Below are 13,928 nucleotides of genomic sequence, written 5' to 3' on the forward strand. Positions count from 1 at the left end.
ATTTACAGCTTATTAAAAATTTATTTCTTCGGCAGAAAAACCTCAGCCAACATACATCTGGCACTTCCGCCACCGTTGGTTTCTATCACTTCCAAATCGGAATAGATAATTTCACAATATTTTTCGATTGCGGAAACTTGTTTAGGCTTCAAAGATCTGTAAGCACTTTGACTCATTACCAGGAATTTTTCTCCAAAATGATTCTGGACCTGAAGCATATTTCCAGCAAAGTTCTGCATTTGGTCTTCGGAGATTTCTATCAGCTCTTTACCAGAGCCCTTAATCGTTTCAATGACTTTTTCCCTTTCCAGTTCGTCATCTATACAATCCAGACAAATCACTACAAACTTGTCAGCTACACACATCATCACATTGGTATGATAAATAGGCAACCTTTCTTCTCCGGCAGTCTGATAAGAATGAAAAACCACAGGCTTGAATCCAAACTCACTACAGAATTTTCTGAATAGATCCTCATCCAATCTGAGCGAAACCGAACCATAAGCGATCTTGTTATCGTGGTCGAAAATCATACTTCCTGTTCCTTCCAGGAATTTATTGTCTTTTTCGGTTTCAGAATAATCGATGATTTCGTTGATTTTGAATTGTTCCCCGATTTGGTCAAGAATGTCATTTCGTCTTTCCAAACGTCTGTTTTTGGCAAACATCGGGTAGAGAACCACTTTTCCATCTCTGTGAAAACTAACCCAGTTATTCGGGAAAATGGAGTCTGGTGTTTTGGGGTCAAGCGTATCTTTTATGGTGATGACGTTGATGCCTTTTGCTCTCAGTTTCTCAACAAAGGTATTGAATTCCTTCAAAGCTTCTCCTTGAACATTGCCTTCCTGTTGAACCTGAAAATAATTATTAACAGCCGTTTGCTTGTTGAAACCGAAAGCAACAGGTTCTATCATTAAAACTGTATCTGTAGTTTGCATATTATCGAACTAAATTTAAAATTTAATTTATCTCGCAGATTTTTCAGATTTAGTAAATCTCCCAAACTAAAATTTTGCAAAATTTGCTGAATCAGCGAGAAATATCTGACTCATTCTCTCACCAACGGCAAAGTCGAACATCTCAACAATCCTCCCATTTTGGAAATTTCACGATAAGGGATTTCTTCCACTGTAATACCCCACTCGTCTCTGAGATGATGATTGAGTCTTGTGAAGGCTTTATCAGAAACCACTATATCCGGAGCAATTGAGAAGATATTCGGAACCATATCGAACATTTCTCTATCATTGATCTCGAAACAATTTTCTTCTCCAAAAATATCAACCAACAATTGATAATCAGACTCATCTACAAATCCATTTTTGTAAATGATACATTTGTCATTCCCAACAATATTGAATGTACAATCCAAATGAAGGATACCTTCGTAGGGCTTCGTATCGTTTTTTCTTAAATCAAGGTCGATGATCCTTTTCTTCGGGAAATATTCTTTCAGAATTTCGATGGCATATTCATTGGTTCTTGCCGTCTTCAGATTTCTATAATCCGGGCTGTAGCTGGTTCCGATGAAGAGAAATCCGTTCCAGACAATCACGTCTCCACCTTCTATATGCGCCGTTTCCGGAAGATTGATAATATTCCTCCAGGACACTTTATCGATGATATGCCTGTAAGCTTCCTGTTCGTCCGCTCTATCCGGAATGATATTCGAAATTATCATTTTGTCTTCTATCACGAACGCGACGTCTCTTGCAAAAACCTGGTTGTAATCTTTGATGATTTTCGGTCGGAAAACTTCAACATCATACTTTTTCAGAACCTTTTCGAATTCTGTCATTTCAGAGATAATATCTTGTTCCTTTGGGTAGATATTATTCTCGATCGTATGATAAGATTTAGCATCATAACTTTCTTCCAGAGTCGGAACCGGACCATTAGATTTCGGTTGTCCAAGAACTACGGATTTCAGTCTTCCAGTCTCATTTTTGATATTTAGTTTCATAAGTTACTTACAGTCATTTCTAAAGGTCATATGTCACCGCAGATTTAGAAGATATTTTCTAGTAAAAACAACAGCGATCTCATAATTTCAGAATCACGCAAATATAATTAAACGATTCAAACCTGTAATATTTTATTTTAGTTAATAACACCTGCCAGAGCGAGATTGTTGGAGAAAATTTCAGATTAATTATAATATTGCCGAAAAAAAATCCCCGAAAAATTACTTTCGAGGATTTTATATTGATTTTCAGAAATTTTTATCTGTTTGCAATATCCACATAGTCACGAAGTTGCGAACCTTGATAGATCTGTCTTGGTCTTCCGATAGGATCTCCTTTCAGTCTCATTTCTCTCCATTGGGCAATCCATCCCGGCAATCTTCCCAATGCAAACATTACAGTGAACATTTCTGTCGGGATTCCCAAAGCTCTGTAGATGATTCCTGAGTAGAAATCTACGTTTGGATATAATTTTCTTTCGATGAAATATTCGTCTTCCAAAGCTACTTTTTCTAGTTGCATTGCAATATCAAGTGCTTTATCCTGAATTCCTAATTTTCCTAGAATATCGTCAGCCGCTTTTTTGATGATCTTCGCTCTTGGATCAAAGTTTTTGTAAACCCTGTGTCCGAAGCCCATCAATCTGAAGCCATCGTTTTTATCTTTAGCTTTGGCAACCCATTTGTTCACATCGCCGCCATCTTTTTCAATCAATTCAAGCATTTCGATAACTGCCTGGTTAGCACCACCGTGCAATGGCCCCCAAAGTGCAGAAACACCTGCAGAGATAGATGCGAATAATCCCGTGTGTGCAGAACCTACCATTCTAACAGTAGAAGTAGAGCAGTTTTGCTCGTGATCAGCATGGAGTATCAATAATTTATCTAATGCAGCAACTACGACCGGATCCAATTCAAATTCCTCATTTGGTAATCTGAATGCCATTTTGTAGAAATTTTCTACATAATTCAGACTGTTATCACCATGGTTAATTGGTAAACCTTGGGTTTTTCTGTAAGTCCAGGCACAAAGATGAGAGAATTTTGCAATCATCAATTCTGCTGCAAGGTCCATTTCTTCTTTTGACTTAACATCTACTGCCTTCGGGTTGAATGCCGTTAAAGCAGAAGTTAAAGCAGACAAAACACCCATTGGATGAGCAGAACGCGGGAAGACATCGATCAGTCTTTTCATTTCGTCCGCCACGAAGTTATATTTCTTGATATTGTTCTCGAATGAAGAAAACTGGTCGGCCGTCGGCAACTCCCCGTGAAGCAAAAGATACATCACTTCTGTAAAATTGGATTTCTCAGCAATCTGCTCTATTGGATAACCTCTGTAGAACAATTCCCCCTTATCACCATCCAGGTAAGTAATTTCACTAATTGTAGCACCTGTATTTTTGTACCCAAGATCCAAAGTAATCAAACCTGTTTGATCTCTCAATTTAGAAATATCAATTCCTCTGTCACCGATAGTACTATCTACGATTGGATATTCGAAGCTTTTTCCATCGTAATTCAATATAACTTTATTATCTGACATTTTAAAAAAATTTATTTGCTAAATATAACACTTTCAGTCTTAATGCTCAACTGACAAAAGTCATATCTCACAATCGATTATATTAATATCAATAATTGAATAAAAAAAATAATTATTTATGAAAAAACCAAATAATTAACAAATTGATTCTCAAATAAATAAAAAATAAAAAGCATCTGGAAAATTCCAAATGCCTTAAATTATAATTTTTTGTTAAATCTTATCTTTTGATCTTGAAAGCATCCAAACCAGGGAAAATTGCAGTTTCTCCAAGAGCTTCTTCAATTCTCAACAATTGGTTGTACTTCGCCATTCTATCAGATCTGGAGGCCGAACCAGTTTTGATCTGTCCACAGTTTTGTGCAACTGCAAGATCAGCAATCGTAGCATCTTCTGTTTCTCCGGACCTGTGAGACATTACTGTAGTATATTTGTTCTGTTGAGCCATTTGTACAGCTGCCATTGTTTCAGAAAGAGAGCCGATCTGGTTCACTTTCACAAGGATAGAGTTTGCTGTATTTTCTTTGATACCTCTAGAAAGTCTTTCAACATTAGTTACGAATAGATCATCGCCAACCAATTGAACTCTGTCCCCGATTTTCTCAGTCAACAATTTCCAGCCTTCCCAATCATTTTCCTGCATACCATCTTCTATAGAGATAATTGGATATTTGTTTGCCAATTCAGCCAAGTAAGACACCTGCTCACTGCTTGTAAATTGAGCAGCATCCGGAGTCTGGAATTTTCTGTAATCGTAGATCCCATCTTTGTAGAATTCTGAAGCGGCACAATCCAAAGCGATCATCACATCGTCACCAGGATTGTATCCTGCTTTTTCAATAGCTTGCAATAACGTATCCAAAGCATCCTCAGTTCCTGTGAAAGTTGGGGCAAAACCTCCTTCGTCACCTACAGCAGTAGACAAACCTCTTCCGTGAAGGATAGATTTCAAACTGTGGAAAATCTCAGTTCCTTTTCTCAAAGCGTGAGAGAAAGAGTCTGCTTTTACCGGCATCACCATGAATTCCTGGAAAGCGATCGGCGCATCTGAGTGAGAACCACCGTTGATCACGTTCATCATTGGGACAGGAAGCGTATTAGCGTTTACACCACCCACGTATTTATAAAGAGGTAATCTTAGTTCGTTAGCTGCAGCTTTTGCAACTGCCAAAGAAACACCTAAAATTGCATTTGCACCCAATTTCCCTTTGTTAGACGTACCATCAAGCTGAATCATTACAGCATCGATCAAGTTTTGTTCGAAAACTGGAAGACCAATTAATTCTGGAGCGATAACTTCTTTTACATTTTCAACAGCCTTCAAAACACCTTTCCCCAGGAATTCTGGCGCACCATCTCTTAGTTCCACTGCTTCGTGCTCTCCTGTAGAAGCTCCGGAAGGCACAGCTGCGCGTCCCATAGCTCCACTTTCTGTGAAAACATCTACTTCTATTGTAGGATTCCCTCTGGAATCTAAAATTTGTCTTGCTTCGATAAATGAAATGTAACTCATTGTCTTGATGTTATTTTAAGATTTTTATTTGTTTTGTTTTTTTTAAGCATTGCAAATTTAAACATTTTAAATATTATGTAATGAATCCTTTTAGATATTTGACGATCTCAAAAGATGATTTATTTCAATATCTTATATTTTATTTTTATGATGCCTGCATTCAAGCTTGCGATCTTTTTAAAAGCCCCCTGACTAAGGTCAAATTCCCGAGACGGCTTCAACGGGCCCCGGTCATTCACCGTTATGATAACCAATCTACCATTATCTATATTAATGATCTTCACTCTGGTTCCGAAAGAAAGTGATCTATGGGCACCTGTCATTTTATAGTGTCTATAAACTTCCCCGCTAACCGTTTTCCTTCCATTAAATTTGTCAGCATAATATGAAGCTGTTGTAAATCTATATCCCGAACTGTGATTTGAGGGATTCCGACCTCCGCAAGAAACAACAACTATTAAAAATATGTATGTTTTCAATACATAATGGAATATTCTATAAAAAGTTTTCATTATTATAATTTACAAAGGTTAATAAATCAACAATAAAAAATGTTAATTGTTCATTAATATTTTGTTTATATTGCAGAAATTTCTAATTTAGTTTTCGAATTAGTTTAGAGATTAAAATATAATCTCCTATTTTAAATGAATTACGAAAGTATAAAATTAACGATAGACGGAAAAATCGCCATTGTTACGATCAACAGGCCGGAAAGCTTAAATGCCTTGAATGCTGGGGTTCTTAACGATCTGGAAAATGTTTTTGATCATCTGGATTCTGAGAAGACTGTTAATTGTATCATTGTAACCGGGAGCGGAGAAAAGTCTTTCGTTGCCGGAGCAGACATTAAAGAATTTCCTTCCCTAACTAAGGAACAGGCAACCGAACTATCAAAAAGAGGGCATTTGATCTTTAATAAAATAGAAAATCTCAGCAAGCCGGTGATTGCGGCAATCAATGGTTTTGCTTTGGGCGGAGGATTGGAATTGGCAATGTCCTGTCATATAAGATATGCATCTGAAAATGCAAAACTTGGTTTGCCGGAAGTAACCTTGGGATTAATTCCAGGATATGGAGGAACGCAGAGATTACCAAAATTAGTAGGAAAAGGAATTGCCAATGAAATGATTTTCTCCGCAAAAATGATCACTGCTGAAAAAGCCAAATCAATTGGTTTGGTGAATGAAGTTTTCCCTCTCGGAGAATTGCTTCCTAAAACGAAGGAATTGGCTGAGCAAATCGTTAAAAACTCGCCACAGGGAATTGCAAAGGCAATAAAAGCGGTGAATGCAAGCGACTCAGAAAAAGGAATGGAAAAAGAGATAAATTCTTTCGGAGAGCTATTCGCACAAGATGATTTTAAAGAGGGCGTTTCTGCATTTATTGAAAAAAGAAAACCTATTTTCAATTAAATTTGCAGAATGGATTATAACAAGTTCGACATTGCTTATCTTAAGATGGCGTCTGAATGGGCGAATCTATCTTATTGTAAGAGAAAAAAAGTAGGGGCTCTTATTGTAAAAGACCGAATGATCATTTCTGACGGCTACAACGGAACTCCTTCTGGATTTGAGAACAATTGTGAGGATGAAGAAGGAAAAACAAACTGGTTTGTTCTACATGCAGAAGCTAATGCAATCTTAAAAATTGCTGGAAGTACACAGTCCTCTAAAGGTGCAACATTATATATAACAATGTCTCCTTGTAAAGAGTGCAGCAAGCTTATATTGCAATCCGGAATAGAGAAAGTGGTGTATATGACCGGCTACTCTGATGACAGCGGGTTAGAATTTTTAAAGAATGCGGGAATCGAGATTTTAAATATCACTGAACAAGAATTATATCATTTATGAAATAAATAAAACATAATACAAAAACAATAAAACACAAATTATGAACTGGTCCGAAAAAATTACAGACTTCTCAAATTTTCTAAAATTTGAGAAAAGTTTCTCTGACAACACACTTGACGCTTATATCAGAGACATCAAAAAGCTGGAAAGCTTTGCAACAACAGAGTTAGAAGACGTATCTCCACAGAATATATCTTACGAAAACCTACAGGAATTCATCTACCAACTTTCGAAAAAGAAAATCAGCGAACGATCCCAGGCAAGAGGAATTTCTTCTATAAAGGCATTTTTCAAATTTCTTTTGGAAGAAGAGTATAGAGATGACAATCCTTCCTCTCTTCTAGAAGGTCCAAAATTGGGTCTATATCTTCCCGATACCTTGAGTATGGATGATATCGACAGAATAATAAACAGCATTGATAAAAAAACAGACATTGGACAAAGAAACCAATGTATTCTGGAAGTTCTGTACGGTTGTGGTCTACGCGTTTCTGAACTGGTGGATTTGAAAATATCAAATATTAATTTCAAAGAAGGATTTATCATTGTAGAAGGGAAAGGCGAAAAGACCAGGCTTGTTCCCCTTGCACACTCTACGGCAGAATATCTGCACCACTATATACAGAACGTCCGGAACAAAATCAAAGTCAACAAAAAACATGAGGATATTGTATTTCTAAATACTAGAGGTACCAATATGTCTAGGGTTATCGTTTTCATCATCATTAAGGAATTGACTCAAAAAGCTGGAATCAGCAAAAGTATTTCGCCACACACCTTCAGACACTCTTTTGCAACCCATTTGTTGCAGAACGGAGCCGATTTGAGATTCATTCAGGAAATGTTAGGACATAGCAGTATCACAACAACTCAAATCTACACGCATCTGAAAACTGAGGAGTTGAGAGATGTTATTTTAAATTTCCATCCAAGAAACAGAAACATCGCGTAGTTTTCTTAAATTTATCCAATGGAAAACTTGAGATTCTGCCCCAAATGTGGGCAGGAAAAATTATTGTGGAATAATATTACCAAATTTAGTTGCAGCAATTGTGATTTTGTTTTGTATCATAATACTGCTGCAGCTGTTGCGGTGATCATAAAATATCGGGATGAATTATTTTTTACAGTAAGAAATCAAGAACCTGGAAAAGGGAAATGGGATTTACCCGGTGGATTTACCGACCCAAAAGAAAGCTCTGAAGAAACTTGTTCAAGAGAGCTAAATGAGGAATTGGGATTAATAATTAATCCTGAAGAGTTTAAATATCTGGGAAGCCAGCCGAACATCTATCCTTATAAAAATATTGATTACAACACTTTAGACCTATTCTACCTGTATGACGTTGAAGAAAAATTTGAAATCAAATTGGAAGAATCCGAGATCTCTGAAACCATTTGGATAAAAGTTTCAGAACTTGACTTGGATAAGATCGCTTTTGAATCTCAGAAACGATTTCTTAAAACCTACATTGATAAACTTTAATAAAAAACCGGAAACTGATTTCCGGTTTTTGTTTTATTATTTCCATTTGATATTGCAACCTAAACTGGGTCTCTGAAAATCTTCTTGCTCCACTCCGGCCAAAAGATTTTCGAAAGCGATAATCAGATCTTCACCCGTGATTTCTTTCTGATTTCCTGGTCTAGAATCGTCCATTTGCCCACGGTAGATCAAATTTAGATTTTCATCGAAAAAGTAAAAATCCGGAGTACAAGCCGCATCATAAGCTTTTGCAATTTCCTGAGACTCGTCGTACAGATAAGGGAATTTTATGCCTCTTTCAACCACAAACTCCACCATCATCTCCGGAGAATCTGCAGGGTACCGATCCACATCATTAGAATTAATTCCGATAAACTCAATTCCTTGAGATTTGTAATCTTCATACAATTCTTCTAATTTATCGATGATATGAAGAACGAATGGACAATGGTTACACATAAAAACAACCAAAGTTCCTTTTTTTCCTTTCAAAAATCCAAGACTTTGTAATTCGTTATTTTTTGATGGATCAGGAAGTTTAAAATCTGGAGCTTTTGTTCCTAAAGCCAACATATTCGAAGGTGTATTTGACATAATATTTTATTTAATATAGCAGTGTATCAATTTACCATTTTAAAAAATCCGATTGGTAAATTGGTAAATTTTCACTTTGGTAAATTTGATAACAAAGATAATGCTTCTTGCAGAGAATTATCATAGTTGACCCAATTTACATTTTCCAATTTCCGATTCCAGGTCGTTTGCCGTTTAGCATAGCGTCTGGAGTTTTTCTTGATCTCTGAAACAGCGAAATCCAAATTCCATTCTCCATCAAAATACCGGAACAATTCTGAATAGCCAACGGTTTGCAAAGCCACTTTGTCCCTATCAGCGATCAAACCTTTTGCTTCTTCCAATAATCCGTTTTCCATCATTTTATCAACACGCAGATTGATCCTTTCGTAGATGATTTCTCTTGGCGCATCGATTCCGATTCTAATGGTTTCAAAATCACGTTTTATTTTTGGTGTACTAAGATTTTCGGTGTACGTTTTTCCTGTTTGCCAAATGATGTCAATTGCTCTTAAAAGCCTTCTGGAATTATCTTTATCAACTATAGAATAATATTCCGGGTCAAGTTTTGCAAGTAATTTTTGTAGAGGTTCAATGCCTTCTTTCTCAAAGATCGAAATCAATTTTTTTTGATTTTCCTCATTCGCTACTGGCAAATCATTCATTCCTTCCACAACAGCTTTTTCGTACATTCCACTTCCTCCAACCATTATGGCCATATCTTTTTCTGCAAAAATATCATCCAATTTTTTCAAAGCTTCTTCTTCAAACAGCCCAATCGAATAATAATCGTCCACACTAAGATTCCCGACAAAATGGTGTTTCGCTTCCGCTAATTCTGCATCGGTTGGCATTGCTGTTCCAATTCTCATTTCTTTATAAAACTGGCGCGAGTCGCAGGAGATAATTTCGGTATCGAGATGATTAGCCAAATCGATTGCCAATCGGGTTTTCCCGATTCCTGTAGTTCCAACGATGGAGATAAGACGTTTCAAAAACTTAATTTTTGCAAATTTACGAAATCATTATTTTGATTTAAACGCAAAGTCCGCAAAGATTTTTATAAATAACCAACTGCTTTCAAGTCCGCAAAGGCGTAAAACTTAACAAAATGAAAATAATTGCTGAACAAAGTGCCCTTACGAAACTTAAAATATTTTCAATTATTACAATGAAACTTTGTGTTCATTGCGTTTAAAATATTCTCAAAAGGTTTTGATTTTTTAAAGTAATAATTACTTATTTTTACAATCAGAATGGCTTTCAGATTACCAAACTCCAAACTTCCTGATGTGAAAACAACGATTTTCACAGAAATGAGCTTATTGGCACAGCAGGAAAACGCAGTCAATCTTTCTCAGGGATTTCCGGATTATCAACCTGATGAAAATTTAATCCAATACCTCGGTGAATTTTCAAAAAAAGGTTATAATCAGTATGCGCCTTTGTCTGGGATCAAAGAACTCCGGGAAGAGATTTCCAGAAAATTCTATCTTCAATATCACGTGGATTATCATCCGGATTCTGAAATCAATGTAACAGCCGGAGCCACTCAAGGGATTTTCACTATTATTTCTGCATTTGTAAAAAAAGGTGATGAAGTCATTATTTTTGAACCGGCATACGATTGTTATGAACCCGCAATTATCCTGAATGGCGGCATTGTAAAAAATGTCAAAATGCTTTATCCGGATTATGAAATTAACTGGGTCGAAGTCAAAAAGCTGGTTACCGAAAAAACCAAGATGATCATCATCAACAATCCGAATAATCCTTCCGGGAAAATCCTGAAACAAAACGATATCGATCAACTGATCTCGATTGTAAAAAATACGGATATCATTATTCTTAGTGATGAAGTTTATGAAAGTATCACTTTTGATGAAAAACCGCATCTGACATTGGCAAAATATCCGGAACTAAAAGAAAGAACCTTCATCGTTGGCTCTTTTGGGAAATTGTTGCACATTACAGGCTGGAAAATCGGTTATGTTTGTGCGCCTTCGGATTTGATGAATGAGTTCAGGAAAGTTCATCAATTTAATGTGTTTTGTGTGAACACGCCGGCACAATTTGCTATTTCTAAATATTTGCAAAATGTTGATGACTTCAAATCAATCTCAACATTTTTCCAAATAAAAAGAGATTATCTTAAAAGTGCTTTGAAGGAAACGCCTTTCCAGTTATTGGATTGTGAGGGAACATATTTTCTGTCTGCCAATTTTGGCGCAATTTCTGATAAGCAAGACAAAGATTTTTGTTATTGGTTGACGAAAGAGCACAAAGTTGCAACTATCCCGTTTTCAGCATTTTACAAAGACAAAATTGATGAAAGAGTGATTCGCTTTTGTTTTGCAAAAGAACAGGAAACATTAGAGAATGCCATAGAAAAGTTATTAAAAATTAAAATATAACATGAAATTGTCGCTATAAAAACTTTATAAATGACGATTGCATATAACCGAAATAAAAAAATAATAAATATTATATGAAAAACCTAATTATCGCCGCTTCTTTGTTAGTAGGGGTTAGCGCATTTTCTCAAGCAAAATTGGACCCGACAAAACTGAATTATTTTTCTGTGGATGTAAGTCCAATGGATGCTGCTTATTATCCAATTCAGGTAACTTCTTCCAAATCGGATAGTCCGAAAGTGAAAGTGGTTTACTCCCGTCCGCAAAAAAAGAACAGAGTTGTTTTCGGAAACCTTGTGAAATTCGGAGATATTTGGAGATTCGGGGCAAATGAAAATTCTGAAATCAAATTCTATACGCCAGTAGTAATCGGTGGAAAGGAAATTCCTGCAGGAACTTACAGTATTTTCGCTATTCCATTTGAAAAAGAATGGACAATTGTTCTAAATTCTGACATCGATAAATGGGGCGCCTATGCTTATGACAAAAGTAAAGACGTTGTAAGATTCAATGTTCCGGTTGAGAAAACAAGCTCTCCAATCGAATATTTTTCCGTGACATTTGTACAGACAAAGTCCGGAGCAGATCTGTATGCTGGTTGGGATAATTCTCAAGTTAAATTTCCGATTGAATTTAAATAATCTACAAGATCTTAATAAATAAAACCTTATCAGACTGATAAGGTTTTTTGTTTTTTATAATTTCATAGAAAGTAAATCTTCAAAGTTTTGGATCTGAACTTTTGGATTTTCGATTTTCCCAAAACCGTAAGTAGCATAAATAAAATCTACGCCAGCCTTTTCAGAAGATTCTTTGTCCCAAATTGTATCGCCAACATAGACCGGATTTTGTAAATTATTGCGTTCCACAATCAGCGTGATATTCTTGTCTTTTGGTAAACCATCGTTTCCGAAACATTCGAAATCTTCAAACAAATCATTAAAACTAAAAAACCCGATGAAGTTCTCGATATAACCCTTCATACAATTGCTGACGATGAAAAGTCGGTAGTTTTCAGTTAATCTTTCTAATGTTTCTTTTACATTTGGGAATAATTCGCCACCGTAATTTTTAAGATATTCGTTTTCTTTTTTTGCATAGATCTTTTCGAACTTTTGCAACTTATCTTTTGGAATAAAACTAAAATGCTGAGCAAAAATGTCATCCATTTTCATCCCTGAAAAGTCTCTTACGGCCTTAGATGTAATATTGATATCAAATCCGATCTCCTGAATGCTATCATTAAAAGCTTTTACAACGGTTTCCGAAGCGTTCCAAAGTGTTCCGTCCAGATCAAAAATAATGCTGTCTCTTTCTCTCATTATAAAATCTTTTCTCCATTAATGTAAACATGTGCCGGCAAAAGACTCCCTTGCCGATAAAGGATATTTTGGAAATTATCCGTTTCATAAGTAATGAAATCCGCTTTTTTTCCTTGTACCAAAATCCCTCTATCCTCCAGCCCCAAAGCAAAAGCTGCCCGGAAAGTAATGGCAGCAAGGACTTCCGCCGTCGTCAATTTCTGATAAGTTGCTAAAATGGAAGCTTGAGTTACGAGGTTTCCCATTGGAGCCGAACCTGGGTTCCAGTCTGTTGCGATAGCAAGAATTCCACCTTTATCAAGAATTTTCCTGGCAGGAGAGAATGGTTCTCCCAAGCCTAGACTGGCACCCGGCAATGCAATTGCCACCGTATTAGAATTGGCCAGAAATTCAATATCTTCATCAATTGTAGCTTCCAAATGGTCTGCTGACCTTGCGCCAACTTCCACAGCAACTCTGGAACTTCCGGCTGTAAACTGATCTGCATGAACAGTGATTTGAAAGCCTAATTTCTTTGCTTTTTCAAGAAAAGCTTTACTTTCTTCCGGTTGAAAAGCTGATTTTTCAATAAAAATATCAACTCGATTGGCAAGGTTTTCTTCTTTTACTTTTGGTAAAATTTCTTTCAAAATATAATTAAGATATTCCCCGGAAGTACCTTCGAAATCTTTTGGTTTGAGATGAGCTGATAAACAGGTTGGAATAAGAGTTGCTTTTGTGTGGCCCTGAGCTCTTTTAACAGCTCGGAGCATTTTAAGTTCCTCTTTAACATTCAATCCATAACCACTTTTTATCTCAATCGTTGTAATACCTTGTTTAATAAGCTGATTGACTCTTTCCAAAATCCCTTCAACTAAATCTTCTTCCGAAGCCTTTCTTGTATGTTCCACAGAACTCCAGATCCCACCGCCGGATTCTGCAATTTCGAGATAGGTTTTTCCAGCATTTCGCATTGCAAAATCGTTAGCACGATCTCCTCCGAAACAAATATGCGTGTGCGCATCTACAAAAGCAGGAAGTGCAATCTGTTCGCCTTCGATCAGATCAATTTCAGAATCTGGAAATTTTTGTTTTAGAAAATCGAAATCTCCTGTTTCGATAACTTTTCCATTTCCAGTCAAAATTCCTCCATTGGAAACGATTTCTAAAGATTCATTGTCTAATTTTCCTTTTAATAGAAGGTTGTTGAGGGTAATTATTTGTTTGAAAGGTCCTGATAATTTCATAAAAAAACTTGAAATGTAAAATTAACAAT

At 36.3% G+C, this 13,928-nt stretch carries 15 protein-coding genes; 6 read left to right on the forward strand and 9 right to left on the reverse strand.

What is annotated here, in order from left to right; genetic code table 11:
* Window positions 1–20: 20 nt before the first annotated feature.
* The 5 genes from ctlX to K319_RS0109700 all read right to left on the reverse strand — a co-directional run bounded on the left by ctlX (window position 21) and on the right by K319_RS0109700 (window position 5,534).
* Complete coding sequence (gene ctlX / locus K319_RS0109680) at window positions 21–938, reverse strand: citrulline utilization hydrolase CtlX (protein WP_027383484.1); 918 nt, start codon at window positions 936–938, stop codon at window positions 21–23.
* Window positions 939–1,048: 110 nt separating this feature from the next.
* A complete protein-coding gene (locus tag K319_RS0109685) occupies window positions 1,049–1,963 on the reverse strand; it encodes a dimethylarginine dimethylaminohydrolase family protein (protein WP_027383485.1) in 915 nt (304 codons plus the stop codon).
* Between the two features lie 259 nt (window positions 1,964–2,222).
* A complete protein-coding gene (locus K319_RS0109690; RefSeq protein ID WP_027383486.1) occupies window positions 2,223–3,509 on the reverse strand; it encodes a citrate synthase in 1,287 nt (428 codons plus the stop codon).
* Between the two features lie 220 nt (window positions 3,510–3,729).
* Complete coding sequence (gene eno / locus K319_RS0109695) at window positions 3,730–5,022, reverse strand: phosphopyruvate hydratase (protein WP_027383487.1); 1,293 nt, start codon at window positions 5,020–5,022, stop codon at window positions 3,730–3,732.
* A gap of 119 nt (window positions 5,023–5,141) precedes the next feature.
* Entirely contained in the window at window positions 5,142–5,534 is a 393-nt protein-coding gene (locus tag K319_RS0109700; protein ID WP_034671623.1) for a septal ring lytic transglycosylase RlpA family protein, read from the reverse strand.
* Between the two features lie 135 nt (window positions 5,535–5,669).
* Between K319_RS0109700 and K319_RS0109705 the strand changes: the two genes are divergently transcribed.
* The 4 genes from K319_RS0109705 to K319_RS0109720 are packed head-to-tail and all read left to right on the forward strand — an operon-like array spanning window position 5,670 to window position 8,364.
* Window positions 5,670–6,437, forward strand: coding sequence for an enoyl-CoA hydratase-related protein (locus K319_RS0109705; RefSeq protein WP_027383489.1), 768 nt, complete (start codon window positions 5,670–5,672; stop codon window positions 6,435–6,437).
* A 9-nt stretch (window positions 6,438–6,446) separates the two neighbouring features.
* The gene (locus K319_RS0109710; RefSeq protein ID WP_027383490.1) at window positions 6,447–6,878 is read left to right on the forward strand and encodes a deoxycytidylate deaminase; all 432 of its coding nucleotides are present in this window, start codon (window positions 6,447–6,449) and stop codon (window positions 6,876–6,878) included.
* Between the two features lie 40 nt (window positions 6,879–6,918).
* A complete protein-coding gene (gene xerD / locus K319_RS0109715; RefSeq protein WP_027383491.1) occupies window positions 6,919–7,830 on the forward strand; it encodes a site-specific tyrosine recombinase XerD in 912 nt (303 codons plus the stop codon).
* Between the two features lie 18 nt (window positions 7,831–7,848).
* A complete protein-coding gene (locus tag K319_RS0109720; protein WP_027383492.1) occupies window positions 7,849–8,364 on the forward strand; it encodes an NUDIX hydrolase in 516 nt (171 codons plus the stop codon).
* A 36-nt stretch (window positions 8,365–8,400) separates the two neighbouring features.
* On the opposite strand, the gene K319_RS0109725 is transcribed toward K319_RS0109720, so the two are convergent.
* Window positions 8,401–8,958 carry a thioredoxin family protein gene (locus tag K319_RS0109725; protein WP_027383493.1) on the reverse strand — a complete coding sequence of 186 codons (558 nt, stop codon included), beginning with the start codon at window positions 8,956–8,958 and terminating at the stop codon, window positions 8,401–8,403.
* A gap of 71 nt (window positions 8,959–9,029) precedes the next feature.
* Entirely contained in the window at window positions 9,030–9,932 is a 903-nt protein-coding gene (gene miaA, locus K319_RS0109730; protein WP_027383494.1) for a tRNA (adenosine(37)-N6)-dimethylallyltransferase MiaA, read from the reverse strand.
* Window positions 9,933–10,193: 261 nt separating this feature from the next.
* On the opposite strand from miaA, the gene K319_RS0109735 reads away from it, so the two are divergent.
* Both K319_RS0109735 and K319_RS0109740 read left to right on the forward strand, forming a co-directional pair.
* Window positions 10,194–11,351, forward strand: coding sequence for a methionine aminotransferase (locus K319_RS0109735; protein WP_027383495.1), 1,158 nt, complete (start codon window positions 10,194–10,196; stop codon window positions 11,349–11,351).
* 74 nt (window positions 11,352–11,425) lie between these two features.
* Window positions 11,426–11,992, forward strand: coding sequence for a DUF2911 domain-containing protein (locus K319_RS0109740; RefSeq protein WP_027383496.1), 567 nt, complete (start codon window positions 11,426–11,428; stop codon window positions 11,990–11,992).
* 54 nt (window positions 11,993–12,046) lie between these two features.
* Here the strand turns inward: K319_RS0109740 and K319_RS0109745 are convergent, their stop codons facing one another.
* Both K319_RS0109745 and hutI read right to left on the reverse strand, forming a co-directional pair.
* On the reverse strand, window positions 12,047–12,673 hold the full coding sequence (locus tag K319_RS0109745) for an HAD family hydrolase (RefSeq protein WP_027383497.1): 627 nt from the start codon (window positions 12,671–12,673) through the stop codon (window positions 12,047–12,049).
* Window positions 12,673–13,899, reverse strand: a complete 1,227-nt coding sequence (hutI, locus tag K319_RS0109750) for an imidazolonepropionase (protein ID WP_027383498.1) — start codon at window positions 13,897–13,899, stop codon at window positions 12,673–12,675. The genes K319_RS0109745 and hutI overlap by 1 nt, the downstream gene beginning before the upstream one ends.
* Window positions 13,900–13,928 lie beyond the last annotated feature (29 nt).

It is taken from the genome of Epilithonimonas caeni DSM 17710, assembly GCF_000426465.1.
Classification (GTDB): Bacteria; Bacteroidota; Bacteroidia; order Flavobacteriales; family Weeksellaceae; genus Epilithonimonas; species Epilithonimonas caeni.